Source organism: Treponema sp. OMZ 799, assembly GCF_024181365.1.
Lineage (GTDB): Bacteria > Spirochaetota > Spirochaetia > Treponematales > Treponemataceae > Treponema_B.
This window is the reverse complement of the sequence record NZ_CP051301.1, coordinates 1,247,895-1,266,239: the sequence shown is the minus strand read 5'-3', so window position 1 is coordinate 1,266,239 and position 18,345 is coordinate 1,247,895. Positions and strand designations below refer to the sequence as shown.

The 18,345-nt window shown below is 36.8% G+C and carries 15 protein-coding genes; 8 read left to right on the top strand and 7 right to left on the bottom strand.

Annotated elements, in window-relative coordinates; all coding sequences use genetic code 11:
* Window positions 1-261: 261 nt before the first annotated feature.
* The 4 genes from E4O04_RS05675 (at window position 262) to E4O04_RS05660 (ending at window position 4,478) form a co-directional block, all read left to right on the top strand.
* Window positions 262-786: a GNAT family N-acetyltransferase gene (locus E4O04_RS05675; protein WP_253684929.1), complete on the top strand. Its 525-nt coding sequence runs from the start codon at window positions 262-264 to the stop codon at window positions 784-786.
* A gap of 215 nt (window positions 787-1,001) precedes the next feature.
* On the top strand, window positions 1,002-1,910 hold the full coding sequence (locus E4O04_RS05670; protein WP_253710484.1) for a hypothetical protein: 909 nt from the start codon (window positions 1,002-1,004) through the stop codon (window positions 1,908-1,910).
* Window positions 1,911-1,912: 2 nt separating this feature from the next.
* A complete protein-coding gene (locus tag E4O04_RS05665; RefSeq protein WP_253710482.1) occupies window positions 1,913-2,767 on the top strand; it encodes a GNAT family N-acetyltransferase in 855 nt (284 codons plus the stop codon).
* A gap of 19 nt (window positions 2,768-2,786) precedes the next feature.
* Window positions 2,787-4,478: a putative glycoside hydrolase gene (locus E4O04_RS05660; protein WP_253710480.1), complete on the top strand. Its 1,692-nt coding sequence runs from the start codon at window positions 2,787-2,789 to the stop codon at window positions 4,476-4,478.
* Here the strand turns inward: E4O04_RS05660 and ispH are convergent.
* The 4 genes from ispH to E4O04_RS05640 form a co-directional block, all read right to left on the bottom strand.
* Window positions 4,458-5,333 carry a 4-hydroxy-3-methylbut-2-enyl diphosphate reductase gene (ispH, locus tag E4O04_RS05655; protein WP_253710479.1) on the bottom strand — a complete coding sequence of 292 codons (876 nt, stop codon included), beginning with the start codon at window positions 5,331-5,333 and terminating at the stop codon, window positions 4,458-4,460. The genes E4O04_RS05660 and ispH overlap by 21 nt on opposite strands.
* 51 nt (window positions 5,334-5,384) lie before the next feature.
* Window positions 5,385-6,524 carry an alanine racemase gene (gene alr, locus E4O04_RS05650; RefSeq protein WP_253710477.1) on the bottom strand — a complete coding sequence of 380 codons (1,140 nt, stop codon included), beginning with the start codon at window positions 6,522-6,524 and terminating at the stop codon, window positions 5,385-5,387.
* Window positions 6,525-6,620: 96 nt separating this feature from the next.
* Complete coding sequence (locus tag E4O04_RS05645) at window positions 6,621-8,198, bottom strand: glycoside hydrolase family 57 protein (protein ID WP_253710475.1); 1,578 nt, start codon at window positions 8,196-8,198, stop codon at window positions 6,621-6,623.
* Window positions 8,185-8,889: a DUF4912 domain-containing protein gene (locus E4O04_RS05640; protein WP_253710473.1), complete on the bottom strand. Its 705-nt coding sequence runs from the start codon at window positions 8,887-8,889 to the stop codon at window positions 8,185-8,187. The genes E4O04_RS05645 and E4O04_RS05640 overlap by 14 nt, the downstream gene beginning before the upstream one ends.
* Window positions 8,890-9,078: 189 nt before the next feature.
* On the opposite strand from E4O04_RS05640, the gene flcA reads away from it, so the two are divergent.
* Together flcA and E4O04_RS05630 are read left to right on the top strand one after the other, a co-directional pair.
* Window positions 9,079-12,462, top strand: coding sequence for a periplasmic flagellar collar protein FlcA (gene flcA / locus E4O04_RS05635; protein WP_253710472.1), 3,384 nt, complete (start codon window positions 9,079-9,081; stop codon window positions 12,460-12,462).
* Between the two features lie 30 nt (window positions 12,463-12,492).
* Window positions 12,493-13,239: a hypothetical protein gene (locus tag E4O04_RS05630; RefSeq protein ID WP_253684938.1), complete on the top strand. Its 747-nt coding sequence runs from the start codon at window positions 12,493-12,495 to the stop codon at window positions 13,237-13,239.
* Window positions 13,240-13,270: 31 nt separating this feature from the next.
* Here the strand turns inward: E4O04_RS05630 and thrS are convergent, their stop codons facing one another.
* Window positions 13,271-15,028, bottom strand: a complete 1,758-nt coding sequence (gene thrS, locus E4O04_RS05625; RefSeq protein ID WP_253710470.1) for a threonine--tRNA ligase — start codon at window positions 15,026-15,028, stop codon at window positions 13,271-13,273.
* Window positions 15,029-15,238: 210 nt separating this feature from the next.
* Here thrS and E4O04_RS05620 point away from each other — a divergent pair, with 210 nt between their 5' ends.
* Both E4O04_RS05620 and E4O04_RS05615 read left to right on the top strand, forming a co-directional pair.
* On the top strand, window positions 15,239-16,213 hold the full coding sequence (locus E4O04_RS05620; protein WP_253684940.1) for a hypothetical protein: 975 nt from the start codon (window positions 15,239-15,241) through the stop codon (window positions 16,211-16,213).
* Window positions 16,214-16,225: 12 nt separating this feature from the next.
* A complete protein-coding gene (locus E4O04_RS05615) occupies window positions 16,226-16,903 on the top strand; it encodes a hypothetical protein (protein WP_253684941.1) in 678 nt (225 codons plus the stop codon).
* Here the strand turns inward: E4O04_RS05615 and cmk are convergent.
* A complete protein-coding gene (cmk, locus tag E4O04_RS05610; protein WP_253684942.1) occupies window positions 16,895-17,458 on the bottom strand; it encodes a (d)CMP kinase in 564 nt (187 codons plus the stop codon). The two genes, E4O04_RS05615 and cmk, sit on opposite strands and share 9 nt — an antisense overlap.
* Window positions 17,459-17,475: 17 nt before the next feature.
* Window positions 17,476-18,342 (bottom strand): YicC/YloC family endoribonuclease, encoded by an 867-nt coding sequence (locus tag E4O04_RS05605; protein ID WP_253710468.1) that lies wholly within the window; start codon window positions 18,340-18,342, stop codon window positions 17,476-17,478.
* Between the last annotated feature and the right edge of the window lie 3 nt (window positions 18,343-18,345).

The window sequence follows — 18,345 nt, the reverse complement described above, 5'->3', positions numbered from 1 at the left end:
ATAATATACTTAAAGTAAGATATAAGATAGAATTTACTCAATTTTAGGAAAATCGTCAAGAGAAATTTTCACGAACAGTAAATTTTATGAATTTAAAGGGTCTATTTTGTTTCCAAGAACTTTCAGAACTGAAAAAATTAACCAAATAATTTTTATAAACCCGTGTAATCTGTAATAAATAAAAATAGCCGGTTACACGGTATCTGCTCCCTTGAATTTTTATCAAAATATAATTAAAATACTCTTAAAGGAGCTCACTCTATGATCTTATTAGAAAAAATAAATGAGAACTCTTATAAGCTTATAAAACAGAATATGATTAAAAATCTAGCCGAAGCTCTTATTCAAACTAAAAAAGCAAAAGCATTAACAGCTATTGATCTAGCAGAAAAAGAACTTAACAACATATTGACAGAAGGCATAAAAACAAAGAATCACAATCTATATATTATTAAAAACAACAGTCAAAAAATAGGCTATCTTTGGTATTTTATAATTACACATAATAAAGCAACATTTCCTTTTGTGATGGATATAAACATAGATGAAAAATATAAAAATAAAGGTTATGGAAAACAAACCATGATACTGCTTGAAAAAGAAATTATCAATTTAGGTTATAATAAAATAAGACTTCACGTACTTTTAAGTAATACAATTGCATATAATATGTATAAACACTTAAATTATAAAACCATTAAAAGAATAGATGGTGGAGAAATATTGGAAAAGAAATTAAGTGCAAGCTTTCAAGGAGACCTAAATATGTATGCACACACACTGTAAGCTCCGGGAAAGCACACATCTTCCAAAATAAGGAAATATGCATTGCAAGGGCAGTAGTAGACGAAACGTCGAAAACTATAAGTCGGTTTATACCCGAAAAAAGGGTATCCGATTTTGAAGAACTTATAAATAAAACAGGAGCTGCATACATGGTTAAGTTATCCGCTAAAATCGGAGAGCCTTATTATAAAAAGCATGTAGACTATTTTTAACAAATGAAAGAAAATATTACACCTGATGCAATTAAAACTATCCTCAATTCACAGCTTAAACAAAATGAATTTCAAAACATTGAATATGTGCTCATGGAAGGGCATACTTATCCGGACTTATTTAAAGGAATAACAGGGAACAATGATTTTTTTGCGGTAAAAATACGGCAAAAATCGGAGAGCATTAGAAATTCACTTAAATATTTAAATGCTTTAAATGACAGTGAAAACTTGATTTTAAAATATAAAAATACTATTGAAACGGAAAATTACTATATTTTTATAAGCGAATGGCTTAAAGGGATTCAGCCTATCAAAACCGATAGACATTTGATAAAAGAATTTTTTAAAAAACTTGCATACTTAAATTTAAAAAATAAATCTTCAAGCTCTTTTTCCTCTATGTACTTGGACGGTAAAACTTATCCTTCAATCGAAGATATGATAAATGCTGAAGCCCTACCCTATCTCGAAATATACAATGGCAAACACGATAAAAAAATTATTAAAAAAAATATTGAAAATCTAAACTCAAGTTTAGGCTGCATTATCCTTGAAGATATGAATACCGGAAATATGTTTAAAACCGAAAAAGGCGATTTAAAAATAATAGACAGCGAACATATTACTTCCGGTTTAAATTTATACCAGTTTGAGCATATAAATATTTTAGGCTTAAATAAAAAAGAATGGTATAATATTACCGATGAAGCAAAAGAAGTTTTAAACGCATATTTTTCCGAAATAGGCGAAAGTAAAAATAAGGCATTTTTACAAATAAAAGCCTTTGCAATTTTAAGCTTTTTACGGGAGCTTTATTTTCAAATTTGGCAAAAAAAAGAAATAGATTATTCCGAAAAAGATAAAACGCTCGATAGAATATTAAATTGCACAATTGAAGAGGTTCTTTAATAATGAGCATAGATTCAATCATCCTCACCGATATAATTATTTCACAAAAAGAAGTTAAAGACTTTCTTAAAAAAGCAAATCTTAACCTAAAGGGAAAACTAATAGGCTTATTCGATAAAGAAAAAATAATCGGCGCAGGCAGTCTTTATACAAATTATTTCCACCCATACAGGGATTATATAAATGTCTATATCGATGAAGATTACAGGAATATGGGATTAGGAAGAATTCTTTTAAAAGCTCTAAAAGAAAAATCCGATAAAAAAAGATTTCAGGTTATGTGTTCTTCCGAAAAAAAAGGGCTTATTCAATTTTTAATTAAAGAAGGCTTTACTTTAATCAGAAGGTCATACAGTTTCGATTTAAAAAAAGAATCTCAAAATATGTTTTTGTCAAAAGAATCTTCCAATGAATTTAAAAACATGCAGATAAAATCTCTTATAAAATTAAATGCAGCCGAAAAAGAAAATTTTAAAAATATTTTTTATTTTAATTATGCCGATACACATAAAAACATAAATCCCTTAAATGCAGACATAAGCATAAAAGAATTTTCAAAAGAGCTTTTAGCCGATTGTGATAAAGAAAAATCCTCATGTTTGGTTTTTAATAATGGAATCCTAGCCTACATGATAGTCTATATGGAAGACTTTCCTGAAATCGGTTACCTTGGAGGGAAAACTATTGAAGACATCGGTATTTATCTAAACTATTTTCAAGTTATAATCAATAATTTATTAACTTATTATGAACAAATTTGTTTTGAAATAGATGATACCGATTATTATGCTTTTCCATTAATAAATGCTCTAGAGATTGACTCTAAAGAATCGTATAATACATATGTACTCGATTAGATAATTTTATGGAGAAAATATGAAAAAAACAAATTTTATTTTTTTAAGTATCCTTATTCTTATATCTGCATGTGCCTGCCGTCAATACAACTTGGAAACAAAAGTCTCACATAATAATGCGGAAGAGGACACAAGATTAGTATTAGATACCGATTTATTTTTTATAGAAGAAGCAGGTTCTTTATCTTTGAATCCAGGCGAATCAGTATCCGGCTCCTATGTTCTTAAAGGCTCTTACCACGGCGCAAAAACATACAGTGAAGTCCTGTCAACAAATATACCTTTAAAACCAAATGAAGAATACGAAGTTTCTTTTACCTATAAAATTCTAGAAAAAGCGGATAAGGGATTTGAAGTAACCTTTTATTCGGAAAAAGCAGCAAAAGAAAACAACTGGATGCCTAATCTGGAATTTAATGATGAAAACGGAGAAAAAAAGAAAATCAGCTTTAAAAGAAGATTAAAAAACTATGACGATTATAAGATATCGTGGAATATAATACAAAGAGGTTCTCTTGCTATTGATAATATAAGCATAAAAGAAAGCTCAAGCGGAAAAATAATTGCATCTCTGGATGTAGGCTCTTCAATCTTTAAAATAGACGTTTCCCATGAAAGCATAAAAACAAAGATTGAAAATAAACCTACGATCCCTGTATTTAATGCATGGGGCACTAAAGAAACCATTGATGACTGCGATACCGAGCAAAATCCATACAGTTTAATATGGACAAGCATAGGGATTCCTAAAGAAATTGAATCGATCAAAACGGAGTTATCTTCCAATGAAAGTTACAGAATGCAAAAAGACAAAAACACCATCTACCTGATTTCCCCTCAATGGAATTGCCGGTATCCCGATTACGATGTTCTTCCTAAAACTTCACCCTTTTACCTTGATGAAGTTTTCAAACCCCACGAAAATTCCGAATACCCTAAAACCTTTGTTCTCAACTTTGAAAAAGAAGAGTGGCATAACTTATTGGGAAAAAAAGCTTTAAGTTATAAAAATACAGGTTTTGACGGTCTTATCTTCGACTGGTGGAGCGATGAAGCCGGGAATGGAAGAAACAAAGAACGAGTTCAAAAGGCGCGTTTAAATATATTAAAATCAATCAGGGAAAAGGTTGGGAACGATTTTATTTTAATGGGAAATGTAAATTGGACTATAAACGATCCTACATCAAAATATCTTTCAGGTGCTTTTATGGAACTTTGGAAGCCCGAATTAAATAAGGGCTATGCTCTTTACAATAAAGATAATCCCGAAATGTCTATCGAAAAAATGGAAAAAGTCTTGCTATATTGGAATCAGGCCCTGCAATGGCCTAAACTCATAGCCTTTGAAACATGGAAGATTACTGAAGGTAATTATATAGAAGACAGAGTAAGCAAAAAAAACATTAAGTACGCAAAACTTTTTGCGGCCATGGCTTGTGTAATTCCCGATAACGGATACTTTTTATATGCGGACAATAATGGAGACACAGAATCAAGCGATCATGAACATGAGTACTATGATTTTTATAAAACCGATTTAGGCAAAGCTGTTTCAGGAATGGTAAAAATAAAAGAAGGAATTGCCTATAAGATTTATCAAAAAGGAATTATAGCTTATAATAGAACCGAAACGGAAGAAAGCTTTAAACTTGCTGACGGTACAAAAATAAATTTAAAACCTCTTGAAGGCTTATTTTTGAAAATCCAGTAGTTTTTTTTCTACCTCATCGATTATAAAATCGGGGGTTGAAGCTCCTGCAGTTAAGCCGACTACAGAATAAGAAAAAATTTCTTCGGGGATTTCGGAAGCATCTTCAATGAGCCATGCAGGTTTATTTTCTTCTATAGCCGTTTGGTAAAGTCTTTTTGTATTTGCGGAATTTTTTCCGCCTATTACCAAAACGGCATCAACCTCATGCGCTAATTTTTTTAAGGCAGCCTGTCTGTCGGAAGTTGCAGGACATATAGTATTAAAAACTTTTAAATCGGCTATTCTCTTTTTTAGAGCCGAAGCTATTGCCTCATACTCCGAATCCTTAATTGTAGTTTGAGCAATTAAAACGGCCCTTCCCCTTTCTTTTAAAAGAGGAGGGAATTCTATGCTTCCAGCTTCTTTTGCATTGTGCACAATTAAGCATTTACCTTTTGCAAATCCTGCAATACTTATAAGCTCTCCGTGATTTTTATCGCCTGCCAAAATAACAAAAGAATCTTCCGCATGTTTTTGTGCAAGCCCCTGACTTGCCTTCACTCTGGAACAAGTAGCATCTATAATCCTAGCCCCGCTTTTTTGAAGTTCCTCTTTTTTTAGAGGAGGAACACCATGAGCCCTTATTACGATAACGGAATCTTTATAATTTTCATCCCCCGTAAATTTTTCGGCATCAATAGTTTCAACACCCATTTGTTTTAATAGCCGCATTGTAGGCGGATTATGAATCAACGGACCGAATGTATAAAGCCTCAATTTATTTTGAGCATTTTCTTTTGCTTCTTTGAGAACAGCTTCAACGGCCTTTCTTACACCTGCACAATAACCTAAAACTTCCGCACGCTTTACGATCATAGACACCGGCCTTGTAAATATTTATTGGGAGCTTCTAAAAATATCGGAAGCTCATTGTATGGTCTCATCAATATAAACACGCGGCACTCTTTTATTTATATCGCATGTCAACTCATAGGGAATTGTTCCTGCAATCTTTGCAAGATCTTGAGCCGTATTGTTTTTAGGATGCTCTTTTGAACCGGGGCCGAAGATACAAACCTCATCCCATCTTTGAACCCATGGAGAAGCACCTATATCTATCATACATTGATCCATGCAGATTCGTCCGATAATCGGAAAAAAGTCTTTTCCTATTCTTACCCTTAAACCTGTCAGGGAGCGCATAAGGCCGTCAGCATAACCTATTGGAAGGGTTGCAACAAATGTTTCTTTTTCGGCTGTCCAGCACCTGTCATAAGAAACGCTTGTGTTCTTTTCAATTTTTTTGATAAGAACAACTTGAGTAACAAGCTCCATAACGGGCTTTAAGTCTATCAAAGAATTTAAAGCCTGAGAAGGTGCATAACCGTAAACCAAGATTCCCGGACGCACCATATCGAATTGGGCTTCGGGATATTGAAGAACAGCCCCGGAGTTTGCAGCATGAACCAATCCGGGATTTATCCTTGCTTTTTTTATTTCTTTTATTGAGTCCTTAAAAACCGAAATCTGTTTTTTTGTAAATTTAATATTTTCATCATCGGTAGAATCCGAAACGGCAAAATGAGTACAAACGCCTTTAAGCTCAAGATTTTCGGCACGGTCTATCTGAACTGCAAGTTTAACGGCCTCCATAGGGGAACAGCCTATCCTGCGCATTCCGGTATCTATTTTAAGATGAACTCCGGCCTTTTTATTTAGTTTTTTTGCAAAACGGTTTAGATCATTTATAAACTCTTCATCTATAACCAAGGGTTCAATATCGTATTTTAGCATCTCAGGAATTTCTTCAAGTACGGGAAGGCTTAAAGAAATAATCGGAGCTACGATACCGGCATCCCTTAACTCCACAGCTTCTTGAATAGAAGCAACAGCAAGATGAGAAACGCCTGCCCTTATTGCCGCAACAGCCGTCCGGACAGCTCCATGTCCGTAGGCATCGGCCTTAACCGGAAGACAAATCTTTACATCCTTGTTAAGCCGCTTTTTTATTTCTTTAATGTTATATTGTAAGTTATCCAAATGGATAATAGCCTTTGTCGCTCTCATAAGAATATTTTATACATTTACAAAGTTTTGTTCAAGACCGATGGAAAAATGTGCGTCCATGCACATTTTTCATCTTCAAGTTTTAGGCTGCCGCGTTTATTTTTTACGGCTGAAAATACGGTAATTTATATCTTTAAAAACAGGATATTTCGTTTCACGCGAAGAAAGCCATTTTGCATCCGGTGAATCGGCTCCAAGAGCCTCGTAGGCTGCCGTAAAAGAATTGACATGTTCTACAAAGCGCCTTTCGGCAAAATCTTTGAACTGGGAATCATTTGCATAAAGAGGCCAATATAAAGATTGTAAAAGAAGAACCTCTCGTGCTGCAGCATTTAAAACACGCTCTTTCAAACTTCCATCAGCAGGAAACATTTCAACCAAATCTATCATCCTTTCCGTAATCTTGATTATATATCTATACATCCAGTCATTTTGTTTTGTCAAAAGTTCATCCGCATAACCTGACCTCAGGAAAGAAGAAAAAAATGGTTTAATAGTATAAAGCTGCTTAGACAAATTGGCAGCACCGGAGGGCAAAATAGTTTCGAGGTTTTTATTATCATGTATCAGCCTAAAAACCCGCTCAAGCCATATCAGCCCCTCGCACCATTTTTTACCGAAAAAATCGGATGATATAATCAAGAGAGAAAAAGGGGATTCACAAACCCCGGTTTCTTTAACAGCCGTTAAGGCTTCTGCACGGGAGTTAACATAGGCTTCGGCATCTGCCCAAATTTGAGCATGAGCTTTTTGTATATCATAAGGAGTCTCTTCTTCCTCCCTTGACCAATAACGGAAACCTATTGCCCTTCTGCCCTTTGAAGTATCGAATACGGGAGCTAAATACTCTTCGGATAGTTTAAAGCCGACATCATTTTCGACATCAATATAAACCTTATTTTGAGGAAAACCGCCGGGCTCATCATAAAGGGAATTACAAGCGGAAAGATCACAGGCTAAAAATTTTAATCCGTTTTTTGAAGCTGCTGCCGAAAAAACGCCGGCAGGCGGAACCTTATCCGAAAGTAAAAAACCTTCCGAAGAAACAACAGTATAATCATAACCGTAGCTTCTTATAATATCATCCAAACCGTCAAAATAAGCCATTGAAGGAATCCAAAAGCCTGAAGGAACAGCGCTGAAATGCTTTCGGTAGTTTATCTGCCCCATTTCTATCTGTGCGGCAATAGCTTCCGGCATGTTTAAAAAGAAAGGCAAAAAAGAATTAGTTGCAGCCGTTGCCAATAATTCTACATAGCCTTGCCGGGCAAGATAATCAAACTGCTTTAAAACATTTCCTCCGCAATCTTCAAAGATACGCTTATCATCATTAAAACGTTTTAAGTTGTACTGAATAAGTCTTTTTGTCTCTGCACATTCTGCAAAACGTTCAAGTTCTTTTTTTGCAAACTCAATTTTGCGCTGAACATTTTGACGGTATCTATCCTGCAAAACCTTGTCGGCAAGCATATCACATAATGCGGGTTCAAAAACAACACCGATTTTAAACGGAATATCTTCTTTTTGCAAGTTAGAACACATTTTCAAGATAGGCAGATAAAGATAAGATAAGGCATCAAAAAGCCATTCTTCTTCTATAAGGCCCAGCTCAACTTCATTTCGCACATACGGCAAATGAGCATCCAAAATAAAAATCAGTTTATAATCTTTCAATTTTCGGCTCCTCTTTTACCCTAAAGGCCTGACGATAATTTTTAAAATGGTGTTTTTTTAATGCGGAAATTCCTGAAAGATATACCGGCGAGCTTACATCATTGTCAAGAACACATAAGTTATTAGCAATATTTTCCCTTCGAAGCCTTATAAGATTCGACCTTGCTAAAACGGAAATCTCTCCTTCAATTTTACGGGAGCATAATTCTACCCTTGTTACCGAATCATTAAAAGAAAGATAAAAATACCTGCTCCTATCCGATTCCGTAACATCAATATCAAAAGAATCATACGGTTCCGACAGATTATTTTCATAAAATAAAAGAACCCTTAAAAAGAAAGAGTCAAAATCGGGATCATTTGTCAAATTTAAAAATTCGGGCTTATAAAAATCCCAAAAAGTAAAAGCCCACATAGGATCTCTGAGAAGCACATGAATTTCAGTCTTGTTGTAGGAAATAGCCAAGCCCGCATTGCCTTTGTCATCCCCTTCATCATCCAAAAACAAGTCATCATTGCGGATCTTTAAAAGCTTGTTATTAGATAAATCTGTATCTTCATTTATTTCAAGCAGCTCTTCAATTATTAAATTCCTGCATAGTCCCCCAGCCACAAATACACCATGAGCATCGGCAATTTGTAAAAGCTCATCCGTAGAAACGGATTGTAAATAACTTTTAGATAAATTCACACATCACCCCTATTAATCATCAACTTTTATCGCATACAACAAGCTCTATTAGATTGTCGGCTTTATTGATTTATTTCTGAACAAAATCAGAGCAAAAAACTCATTGAAAAAAAACTCCTTTTATGGTATAAAATAATATATCAAGTTGAATCAAAATAAGCCGAAAATAAGGGGGGAGGCCCGCTCAATATGCCTAGTATAAAAGAGCTTGAAAAATTTAAGAATCAACTTCTCACAATAGCAAACGAACCCGAAATTACGGCTAAATGGGGTGAAAGGCGTGAAGATCTTCCTTTACCCAAAGAAATGCCTGTTCCTGATGTAAATGTGGATGAATTATTAGGTTTTAAAGAAGAAGACAAAATTTCGCCTGAACAAGGACAGGATGATTCTTCGGAATTTGATGCGGCAGATATCTTTTCGGCAGAAAAAGATGAAAGCGATGGAGTTTCCCAAGACTTTGACACCATGCTTTCAGGTTTGGACCTTGAAGGCCCCGGCTCCTTGGATGACATAGACAGCTTAGATGATGACGGTCTTGATGTGCCCGAAGCCTTACTCTCAGGCCTTGGGGATATGGTTGAAGATGCCAGAAGTGAAGGCGGCGGAACAGATGATATTTTCCCCGATTTTGATACGGACTTTGCTACACAAGAGCCGGATTCAGACGATACAGATAAGCCTGACATAGAAAACATAGCCGATTTAGACGCTTTTAACGATATTGATAATACAAATCTTGAAGAAGTAAATGATGTACAAGAAGCTCCTTATAAAGAAATAGACCTTTCAACTGAAGATTTTTCTGATCTTGAATCAATAGAGCCCCTTGAAGCCGACAGTACATCTTTTGAACCGGCAGATTTAGGCATAACCTCATCAGGTGATACAGATGGAAATATAGATTTTTCATCAGATGTCGGCGAATTGGAAAGCATAGATATTTTATCGGATGCAGATGAACCTGAAAATATAAGCCTTTCATCCGGTGATGCCGGCCTTGAAAGCATGGACCTTTCTCCCCTATCCAATGACCCCGGCAGCATAGACATGTCACCGGAATTCGATGAGCTTGAAGGCATGGATTTTGATAGTGAGGACGGAGAGCTTGAAAGTCTCGACCTGTCTTCCGAAGCCGATGAACTTGAAGATATGGATCTTTCTTCTGAAGATGATGATCTAGAAAGCATGGATCTTTCCCCCTTCTCCGATGGACCTGACAGCATAGACCTGCCTTCTTCACAATCTGATGAAGGAGATTTTTCAAGCTTTTCAGCCTCATCGGAGTCATTGGAAACCTCCTTTGGAAACTCCCTGCCCGGAGAAGACTTAACAAATTCGGAAGAGCCGGGCTTTTCACAAGAAGATTCTTCATCCCAGGGAACAGGATTCACCGATATAGATATCCCCGAAATAGATGAACACACAGCCTTTGCTATAGACGATAATGTTTTAAATACTGAAATGGGGGGAGGAATGGATGACTTTTCCGTTCCGGAAAGTTTTATTCAGTTTTCTCCCGATAAAAATTTTAAATTTTTTGAATCAAAAAAGCCCATTGATGAAGAAGAATATGAGGGAAAGATTCCTCTTTCAATTTCCGAAGAAGATTATGACTACTTAATAGAAAGAATTTCTTCATTCCCTCTTAATTTAAGAATAGAACTTGAAGATTACCTTGTCAATGTGGACGATTCCGAGTTAAACAAGATGGAAATCGTTCATTTAATTGTAAGCGATGTTTCTCTAAAAAGGATAGTAAGCAAATTAGAAGGTATCTTAGATAAGTCCATCCCTATTCCGAGAGGATTCGATAAAAAATCCTATGAAGAATACGAAAGAGAAAAACGCAGTTTTAAGTACCGCTTTATACATAAAATCTTGCCTGTTGCAATTTTAACCACTGTAGCCCTAGGCTTTATATTTTCTATTTTTGTTCTTGTATGGCAATTTATATACAAACCTGTTGTCGCCGAAGGCTTCTATAAGGAAGGTATGACCAGTATAGAATCAGGTCAATATGAAAAAGCTATCAAGCGCTTTGATGAGGCCGGAACTTATAAGAAAAAACGAAAATGGTATTTTAGATTTGCAAATGCCTTCCGTCAAAAAAAGCAGTTTCTATCTGCAGAAGCAATTTATGAAAGGCTTCTATCCGACTTTAATCATGACCGCCAAGGCGGTATAGAATACTCCGATATGCTGAGTACCGATTTACGTAATTATGAAAAAGCCGAAAAAGTTCTCAAAAGAGGCGTATTGGATTATCACATAAACGACCAAAATGCTCTTTTAGCCTTAGGAGATATTTACTTGGACTGGGCTGATGAGGACACAACAAAGTATGAAGATGCAAGAAAAACCTATGTAAGCCTTATCAATCTTTACGGAGCCAAGGACATATTTTCGGGAAGAATGATGCGTTATTTTATACGCACAGACAATTTGGCTGAAGTTTTACCCTTAAAAGAGCATTTTTTAAACAAAAAACTGCCCGACGAAGACCTTATTGAGCTCAGCGGTTATCTTCTTGAAAAACGATATGAGCCTAAACCCACAGATTCCGAAAATCTGATAGGAAAAATAGAAGACCTTAGAGAATTGTTGGAAAAATCCATAAAAAAACGCCCTGATAGTCCTGAGGCTAATTACAATATGGGCAAGTTTTTCTTGCATAACCAAAAAAATGAAGCAGCAAAGGACTACCTCGCTAATGCAATAAACCTTTATGAAGACAGCATAAAAATGACACCCAAACGTACTATAAGACAGATAGATGCGATGCGTCTTTATGGAGAACTCATAGCCGGAGATAAAATGTATAACGACGCTCAAGAAGTATACGCAAGAGCTCTTGCAAAATACGAAACCTACACAGCACAAAAAGGTATATATCCTTCACCTGTCGTAGGGAAACTTTATGCAAACTATGGAGATATTTCTTACTTTATAGCCGGAGATTATGATGAAGCCTTGGATGCTTACGAACATGCAGTTCGTGAATTAAATAACAGCCCCTCAATTCAATACAAGATGGGCTACATCCACTATCAAAAAGAAAATTATTCGGATGCGATGAAGGCTATGACCCTGGCTTACAGCGAAAAACCTAACGACAGGAATCTATTATACGGATTTGGAAATGTTTTGTTTAAATACACTAATTATTTTGCAGCTCAAGCTTACTATGAAAGATTGATGGAATTATTGGAAGCCGAAAAAATAAGAAAGGGTATTATTTTTCCGCAAACCCGTGTTGACCATGCCGAATTTGTAGAAGACTATATGCACACCTCAAATAACCTTGCCGTAGTCCTAAACAGGATAGCCGTTCAAAACGGAGATTCCAATAAAAACGGAAGGGCGCTATCCTTGTTCGGAGAATCGACAAGGGCTTGGGATGCCCTAAACAGAAATCCCGAAACTATGATTCGGGCAAAAACCATAAACCTTGCTTATGCAAATATTCAAAACATGGTAAAACCAAGGTCTGCATTTGTGCCGGAAATTTACAGCGATATACCTAAAACCCTTGAAAACGAAAAAATTTTACAACAAACGGAAGACAGATAGGCAGAACCGAAAATAAAACGGAGAGAAATTATGATCAAAAAAACAAACTTATTTTTTTCCACATTGCTTATAATTTGTTTAAGTTTTAGTATCTATGCTCAAGAAGCTGAACAAAAACAAGAAGCTGAAAAAACAAATGAGGCTAATCAAACTGAAATTTCAACAAAGACCCCCTCGGATTTCGGCTTTTACATAGGTACGGCGATTATATTTTCAAGCCTAAAAAAACATACAGCCCCACCCATGGGTACAGCCTTAAACCTAGGGGCTGAATATGAATACAAGGGCATCAGTACACTCAGCATAGTTCCGTCCTTGGATTTTTCCCTTTTTCACTATGGTCTTTACAAAAAAAAAGCCTATATCTGCGAAATCGAAAATAGATCGGCTCTTACAATGAGTTTTTTACTTGATGTTCCATTTTTAGTAAGACTTGAATTCAAACCTTGGACAATCAGCATGGGCGGAGGGCTTGCTTTTTTTATGCGCTTCGGCTTGCTTGAACCCGGCATAAAGCCTGATGATCCCGGCACTGAAGGATTGAAGACCTCAGAGGAAGTAAAAGAAATAAACCGATACTTTTGGCAGCAAGGGCGATTTATTTACCCCTCATTACGCATAAAGGCCGAGTATACCCTGCCGTCAGGATGGAAGGCCGGAGTGCAGCTGAAAACCTACCTGCCCCTCTCAAACATTTGGGATAAGCTAAAAAATAAGAGCTCAGACGGCTTAATGATTCAGGCAGGCATTGTTTTACACCCCGCTGTCAAAAGATAGATATTTTAGATTTAAAAGTTTTTATCAGTCCTTATTCGGCATCAACGGCAAAAGAATCTACTTTTTCTTGTAAGAAAGAGGTAAATTCATTTATAGTCATAACCTTTTGTCCGCCCTTTCTCATTCTGACGGCAACGGAATTATTGTCCATTTCGCTTTGACCTACAATGAGCTGATAAATTACCTTTTCTTCTTGGTGCTTTCGGATTTTTGCGTTCATTCGGTCTGTTCCGACATCGGCTATAACCCTAAAGCCTTTTTCATCCAATATTTTTTGCACCTTTTGAGCGTAGTCGTTAAAAGCCGGAGCTACAGGAACAATTACAGCCTGCACAGGGGCCAACCAGGCAGGCATAATGCCTGCACAGTTTTCTATCAAAATTCCTATAAACCTTTCCAAAGAACCTAAAACAGCCCTATGAAGCATTACCGGATGATGTTTATTGTTGTCATCTCCTATGTACTCGGCATTTAGTCTTTCTGCGGAAGGCAGCTGATAGTCAACCTGTATGGTACCGCACTGCCATTCGCGGCCTAGGGCATCAATCAGGGTAAACTCCAACTTAGGCCCGTAAAAGGCGCCCTCGCCCTCGGCAATCTCGTATTCAAGGCCGGCAGCTATACAGGCATCAGCCAAAGCTTTTTCTGCCCTGTCCCATGTTGCATCATCTCCAACCCTCTGCTCCGGCCGGGTAGAAAATTTAACGAGAATTCTATCTTCATCAAAGCCGAAATCCTTATACATGCTTTTTAGCAGGGTACAGAATTTTGAAACCTCGGAAGAAATCTGCTCTTCGGTACAAAAGATATGGGCATCGTCTTGAACAAAGCCCCGGACACGCATAATACCGTGCAATGAACCTGAGGGCTCGTTTCGGGTACAAGAACCGAATTCGGCTAAGCGCAGGGGTAAGTCGCGGTAGCTTTTAATACCCTGCTTAAATATTTCGACGTGCCCCGGACAGTTCATCGGCTTTAAGGCAAAAAGCCTCTTTTCGCTTTCGGTGATAAACATATTTTCTTTATACTTAGACCAATGGCCGGATCTCTCCCACAAGGAGCGAGGCATAACAAAGGGGGTATGCACCTCAAGGTAACCGTCTTCCTTTATGCGTTTTCGTACATAGTTTTGTACGGTTAAATAGAGGGTCCAGCCCTTAGGATGCCAAAATATTTGACCGGGATTTTCTTCATCAATATGAAATAAATCCATAGCCTTGCCTACTTTTCGGTGATCCCTTTTTTCGGCTTCTTCGAGCATGGCCAAATACTCTTTTAAATCGTTCGGTTTTTCCCAAACGGTGCCGTAAATACGGGTAAGCATGGGTTTTGTTTCATCTCCCCTCCAATAAGCTCCCGCAGTCTTCATAAGCTTAAAGCTTTGAGCATTTATATCGGCCATCGAGCAAACATGAGGGCCTCGGCAAAGGTCGGTAAACTCACCCGATTTATAGATACTTATCTCTTCATCTGCAGCAAGTCCGTTTATAAGTTCAATCTTAAAGGGCTGCTCTTTGAACATTTCAAGAGCTTTTTCCCGGCTGATAACCTCTTTTTCAAAATTTGAATGTGTACTTAAAATTTTACGCATTTCTTTTTCGATTGCAGGCAGATCATCGTTATTTATCGGACGAGGAAGTTCAAAATCGTAATAAAACCCGTAATCAATGGACGGACCTATAGCAACCTTGGTTCCGGGAAAGAGCTTGACTACGGCTTCAGCCATAACATGGGCAGTACTATGCCTAAGAGTGCTTAATTTTTTTGACTTTTCTTGTAAAGTTGACATATTTTCCTCTATTTTATATTGATATGTATTGTTAATTTTAAAAAAAAGCTATATACTGTTATAACTTAAAATAAACATTAGCATACCAAGATTAGTATACTCTATTGATTAGTCTTGAGTCAATAGAGTATAATGTATAAACTAATGAAAAAGAAAAAAATTGCCGATAATGGATTGAGAGATTCTTAATCTAAAACGGAGGATGTTGACGTGAAAAAAGTAGTTATAATTATTTTTTGCATTATTCAGTCTTTATTTATATTCGCTCAAAACATGACCGAGCCTGTTTCAAAGGCCGATGTTTCTATAAGATTTTACGACAGGCGCGTCTATTATCCGGGATCCGGAGCCTCCGAACCTATTTTTGTGCAAATTTCGATTACAAACAATAACTCTGAAAGCCTCAGGTTTAAACTTGCAGATGACAGATCTTTTAGCGTTGATTTTGGAATTATCAACAGTAAAAACAGGCAATTACGCCATACAACAGAATGGATGAGAAAGCGCAACACAAACCGCCAAATTTATTTCCGCGAGATAACTCTGGAACCGGGAGAAACCTATTCCTTTATCGAAAACCTAAAAGACTACATAGAAATTAATGAGCCCGGAGTCTTTTTGGTCAATGGCATGTTTTTTCCTGAGTTAAAACGATATTCGGATAATTCGGAATTACACGTGGTTTCAAATAAGCTTAGCCTTGAGGTAAAACCTGCACCTTCTGCAGCTGCCTTGGGTTCTCTTCCCGTTTCTCCCCTTTCAGGAGAAATCTTGCAGGCAAAACCCATTCCGCCCGATCAGGTAATCAGCTACCTTTTAACAGCCCGTCAAAAATCTCTTTGGGAACAGTTTTTCCTATACATGGACTTGGAAAAAATGATATCGAGGGATCCTTCCCGCAGCCGAAGATTTAAGGCCGAGTCTGAAGCCGGCAGAATGGAAATGATCGAAGTATACAAACACGAATTAAGCCAGGAAAGGGTCGACAAGGACATTGCAGTTATTCCGGTAGAATTTAAGATAGAACATACAGGTTATACAGCCGTTAAGGCTGAAGTTAAGGTCATAGAATGGTTCGAATACTCTAATTTTAGAGAAAAGAAACGTTTTACGTACTTTTTAGCTTCAAAAGACGGTATATGGACAGTATATGATTATATAGTCGAAAACTTAGGAACAGAATAAGGATGAGTTTTAATGAAAGCATTATTGATTTCGGATTTACCGCGCTCAACTGATGATTTACAACCTCTCTTTTCGGAGTATAAATTTGAACTTATACATTACCGTTCTCCCCTGAAAGCTTTGGATAACATAGAAGAAATTAGTCCGAATATGGTAATAATAAATGCCAGAGACTTTCCGCGTCATTGGAAGCCTATTACACAGCATATCCGATGGGATACTTCAAGGGAAGAAATTCTGGTAATACTTTTGACTCCGCCGGATTTTTCGGCAGACGAGGCAGACAAGGCAATGTTTTTGGGAGTTCAGGGTATTATAAACATAAAGGAAAACGATAATTTTAAGGACATCCTTGAAGAATTGCGTATGATTTTTGACCGGTATAATTATAAGAATGTCAAAAACCTTTCAAAGAGCGTTCAATTTTTATTTACAAATCCGATAAATGAAACCATAATAACCGGAACAGTAAAACACTTAACCGAAAGCGATATGGTATTTTTACCGGATATGCCTGCCAATGTAGGCAATTTAAATGTTGACATGATTTTAGATCAATGCTCCTTAAAAATAGAACACAGCTTTATAGTTCCTAATTGTAAAATAATTTCAAATGACAGTGTACTAAATTTAAAATTTGTAGATTTATCCGATGAGGATAAAAAAACTATTACAGACTTCTTAAACTAAAAGCCCTCTAGCATAAAGTTCATCCAATATTTTTTCCACAATTTTCTCGGGAGCAAGCTTATCCGTATCTATAATGAGATCAGCCTTTTCGTATTTTGTATTGTCGATACCATACAATTCTTTATACCGCCGGGTATCTTCCAGATCCCTCAAATTTGTATCGGCTTTTATTTTTTCTAAATCCCCGCCCTCTCTTTTTTGAATTCTTTTTGAGCGGACATCTATCGAAGCCCTTAGATAGACCTTCAAGTCTGCCGATTTTAAAAGCCAAATTGCCAATCTAGATCCCAAGACACAAGAACCCGCCTCTGCAAGTTCGATTTGTTTTTGATCTACTGTTCTATCAAAGGAAAAATCTTTTTGAGCTCTTCGTAAAACTTCATCAAAGGAAAGCCCCAGCTCCTTAGCTATGTTTTTAAAGGTGTAGTTAATGCAGGGTAAATTTAAGGTCTTCGCAGTCAAGGTAGAAACCGTAGTATTTCCGCAGCCGGAAGGGCCGGAAATAGCAATCCTCAGCTCCCTTCCTTCAGGGATTTTAAAAGCCGTCTTTTTCATATTTTCTCCAATAAAACTTACTCTACATTCCTGCTTTGTTCTCTTATGTTTTCAAGAGCGTCTTTTACTTCGATAATCGACTGAGACATTTCAATCATCTGATTTTTTGAACCTATGGTATTTATTTCCCGGTTTATTTCCTGACAAATAAAGTCGAGTTTTTTACCTATGGGCTCATTCTTTTTAAGCTCATGGGATAGAGAATTACAATGGGCTTCAAGCCTGACAATTTCTTCATTTATCGTGTACTTAACAAGCATCACGGCAACTTCCTGCATAATGCGCTGTTCATTTATCTCGCTGCCTAAAAGTTCGGTAAACCTTTCCTTGATATTTTGGCAAAAAATTTCTTCCATTTGCGGAGCATATTTTTTTATTACCTTCAATGAAGCATATATTCTGTCAAGATTGCTTAAAATATCTTTTTTTAAGACGGCGCCTTCATCGAGCCTCGTCTTATCGTATTTTATAAAGGTCTCGTCAAATATGGGAAGCAGAATATTTTCCCAAGCGGGAATATCGATATTTCTTTCTATAATGACGACGCCGTCTTTTTCTGAAAAGCGGTTTATATCGATTTCGGATGGTATACCGGCAGCCTCCGCCACCTCCCTCATAGCCTTTGCATAGGCCTTTGCAACCTTAGTATTTGTGAGAATGTCTACGTCTATATCCGCATCCTTTACATGAAGCGAAACTTCTACCTTTCCGCGGGCTATCCTTTCAGAAAAGTAGGATCTAAAGACAGGCTCAAGCGCCGAAAGCCAAAAAGGAAAATTTAAATTTAAGTCCAAGTATCTTGAGTTATAGCTTTTTATTTCCAAACTTATAAAGGAATTAGGTTCATTTTTTTCGGTAAGGGCATAGCCCGTCATACTTTTCATATC

Coding starts and splice junctions, on each gene's coding strand:
- E4O04_RS05675 (WP_253684929.1), top strand. CDS start 262: ATGATCTTATTAGAAAAAATAAATGAGAACTCTTATAAGCTTATAAAA.
- E4O04_RS05670 (WP_253710484.1), top strand. CDS start 1,002: ATGAAAGAAAATATTACACCTGATGCAATTAAAACTATCCTCAATTCA.
- E4O04_RS05665 (WP_253710482.1), top strand. CDS start 1,913: ATGAGCATAGATTCAATCATCCTCACCGATATAATTATTTCACAAAAA.
- E4O04_RS05660 (WP_253710480.1), top strand. CDS start 2,787: ATGAAAAAAACAAATTTTATTTTTTTAAGTATCCTTATTCTTATATCT.
- ispH (WP_253710479.1), bottom strand. CDS start 5,333: ATGATCGTAAAGCGTGCGGAAGTTTTAGGTTATTGTGCAGGTGTAAGA.
- alr (WP_253710477.1), bottom strand. CDS start 6,524: ATGAGAGCGACAAAGGCTATTATCCATTTGGATAACTTACAATATAAC.
- flcA (WP_253710472.1), top strand. CDS start 9,079: ATGCCTAGTATAAAAGAGCTTGAAAAATTTAAGAATCAACTTCTCACA.
- E4O04_RS05630 (WP_253684938.1), top strand. CDS start 12,493: ATGATCAAAAAAACAAACTTATTTTTTTCCACATTGCTTATAATTTGT.
- thrS (WP_253710470.1), bottom strand. CDS start 15,028: ATGTCAACTTTACAAGAAAAGTCAAAAAAATTAAGCACTCTTAGGCAT.
- E4O04_RS05615 (WP_253684941.1), top strand. CDS start 16,226: ATGAAAGCATTATTGATTTCGGATTTACCGCGCTCAACTGATGATTTA.
- cmk (WP_253684942.1), bottom strand. CDS start 17,458: ATGAAAAAGACGGCTTTTAAAATCCCTGAAGGAAGGGAGCTGAGGATT.
- E4O04_RS05605 (WP_253710468.1), bottom strand. CDS start 18,342: ATGAAAAGTATGACGGGCTATGCCCTTACCGAAAAAAATGAACCTAAT.